The organism is Dietzia aerolata (genome assembly GCF_014144865.1).
Lineage (GTDB): Bacteria > Actinomycetota > Actinomycetes > Mycobacteriales > Mycobacteriaceae > Dietzia > Dietzia aerolata.
Window position 1 is genome coordinate 1 of record NZ_JAALDM010000031.1, and the last position, 2,569, is coordinate 2,569.

The window sequence follows — 2,569 nt, forward strand, 5'->3', positions numbered from 1 at the left end:
CGGAGGGGACGCTGGGGCCGCTGGTCGATGACGGGCACCGCGCGCGCCGCGCCTACGAGGCTGTGCAGGGGGCGCGGGAGTCGCAGGCGGAGCGGGATTCAGACGGCGACGGCGATGGCGATGGGCCGGTCACCATCCGGCCTGGTGCGCCGGGATGGCTGGATGTGCTGCGGGCCGCGGGGGCGCAGGGCCACGCGGTGGCGCTGGCCGACTGACGCGAGTCGATCTGCCCATCAGAGTGCGATCTACCTATCGCGCTTCGACCTGCCCATCGGAATGCGACGTGCACAGCGGGCCCCATAGGCAACTCGACATCAGATAGGTAAGTCGAGGCCGCATGGGCAGATCGAGAAGCGATGGGCGGATCGAGGGGGCAGGGGCTCGATCAGACTCTGCGGCTCAGGCCCGGGACCTCGAGGATCATGCCGTCGGGGTCGACGGTGGCGCTGGTCGACGCGGTGGCGGTGATGCCGTGGACGTGCTCGTCATCCGAGGACATGGTGACCGTGTCCTCGGTGACCTCGAGGGTCAGCGAATCCACCGACAGCACATTCGCCTCCTCCGAGCCCTGCTGAGTGTCCAGCCCGAGACGGCGGATCATGAGGCTGGCGAAGAACACGCTGTAAGTGACGTCGACGTCCTTGATGCCGTCGCCACCGACGCGGGAGCGGGTGTCCGTGGGGTCGTCGAGCAGCCAGGCGCCCTCGGCGTCGCGCACCAGGTCGATGGTGCGCTCGTACGCTTCGGTGGTCGAGGTGAGCCGGACGCGGCGCGGCGAATGATCAGCTGCGACCTCCGCCTCGTACTCGACCGTAAAGGCGTCATGATCGGAGTGGGTGGCCGAGACGATGCGTCCACGGGCGCGGATCGTGTCACCCTTCGGGACGACCCTGACCTGCTCGATCACCCTGCCGGTCTCAGAGATCCACGTGTACATGCGGGGGGCCGAGGCACGCTGTGCTTCGGACAGCGGCGCGGGCGACTGAGAAGCATTCACAGACTCCACGGTAGGGAATGAAGTGGGTAAACGCACATCCGCCCCCATCAAACCCTCCGGCACGCCGCTGCTTCGCGGCCGTTTCCAGGGCTGATGGCGGCGGGCAGGCGGCCGGTCTGACGATGACAGACGCGGCCGGATGGTTGCGGGATCAGCGCGGCCGGAGGGCGGCTGGGATCAGCGCGGCCGGAGCTCGACGCGGGCCCGCCGCCACGGGTACAGCGTCACGTTTCGTGCGCGCGGCCACTCGCGACCGCTGCCCACTCGCTCGAGCCGGTACTGCTGCAGCAGCTGCTGCAGGATGACCTGGCCCTCCATCATCGCGAACGACGCCCCGATGCAGCGCCGCGCGCCACCGCCGAACGGCAGCCACGTGGTGGGCGTGGGCACGTCGCCGAGGAATCGCTGCGGATCGAAATCCTGCGGCGACGGATACGCCTCGGCCGAACGGTGTGCCAGCACGATCGACGGCGAGACCGTCACCCCGGACGGGTACTTGCGTCCGCCGACGGTGGTCGGTTCCTGCAGCTCCCGCATCACCATCGGGACCACCGGGTGCAGGCGAAGCACCTCCTTGATCACCGCGTCCAGATACTCGGTGCCGCCCTGCTCCATCTCCTCGACGCACCGATCCTGCACGTCCGGGTGGCGGGCAAGCTCGAGCATCGCCCAGGCCATCGCGGTAGCGGTGGTCTCGTGCCCCGCCGCCACCAGCGTCATGAGCTGGTCGCGCAGCTCCTCATCCGTCAGCCCCTGGGCATCCTCGGCGGAGGCCCGCACCAGCAGCGCCAGCAAGTCGCGACGCTCGGGCAGTGCCGGATCGCGGCGGGCCGCGTCGATCTCTTCACCCAGGAAATCGTGGATGGTCGCCAGGTCGTCGATCTCGCGACGCCACGGCCCGAACCCGTGCAACGCAGGGATGCCCAGCCCGATCATCACCACGGGTCCGGCGTCGACGGCGCGGCCCACGATCGGCCGGATCCGGTCGAGCCGCTTCGAATCGGACACCCCGAACACCACGCGCAAGATGACCTCGAGCGTCAGCTCGTTGAGCAGCAGGTGAGCGCGCACCCGGCCCGAGCGTGGCCAGCGGTCGAGCTGCTGCACCGTCACCTCCTCGACCAGACCGCGGTAGCCGGCGATCTCGCGCCGCCCGAATGCCGGCGCCAACAGCCGCCGGGCCCGCGCGTGCTCGTCGCCGTCCTGCAGCAGCAGCGAATGGTTGCCGAGAAGCGGCCGCAGCAGGTCATTTCCCTTGCCCGCGTGGAAGACCGACGGAGATCCGGCGAACACGTCCTTGACCTGATCAGGCTCGGACACCGCCACGATTTTTCGTCGATTCGGCGCCATCGTGAGCGTGAACGGCACCCCGTACCGCTTCGCCGCCGCGGGGAAGATCACCGCGGGGGCGGCCAGAGCGAGCAGCACCTGCACCAGATTCGGGAGCCGGGGCCCCGGAGGTAGACGAACGTCCATGTCGGACACGGTACGAGCACACGGCCGCGAACGCAGCCGATCGGGCGATACGGAGTTGTCGGCGGACGCCGATCCGGTAATCCGGACCGGCCGGCA

Annotated in this window: 2 protein-coding genes and 1 pseudogene; 1 reads left to right on the forward strand and 2 read right to left on the reverse strand. The window is 69.4% G+C overall.

The genetic code is table 11. The annotated features are described in order from the left end of the window. Positions 1 to 215, forward strand: a pseudogene (locus tag G6016_RS02420) (hypothetical protein); the annotation flags it as partial. 170 nt (positions 216 to 385) lie between these two features. Here G6016_RS02420 and G6016_RS02425 read toward each other — a convergent pair. Both G6016_RS02425 and G6016_RS02430 read right to left on the reverse strand, forming a co-directional pair. Next, complete coding sequence (locus tag G6016_RS02425) at positions 386 to 997, reverse strand: putative glycolipid-binding domain-containing protein (RefSeq protein WP_338403481.1); 612 nt, start codon at positions 995 to 997, stop codon at positions 386 to 388. Between the two features lie 177 nt (positions 998 to 1,174). After that, positions 1,175 to 2,473, reverse strand: a complete 1,299-nt coding sequence (locus tag G6016_RS02430) for a cytochrome P450 (protein WP_182631117.1) — start codon at positions 2,471 to 2,473, stop codon at positions 1,175 to 1,177. Positions 2,474 to 2,569: the final 96 nt, after the last annotated feature.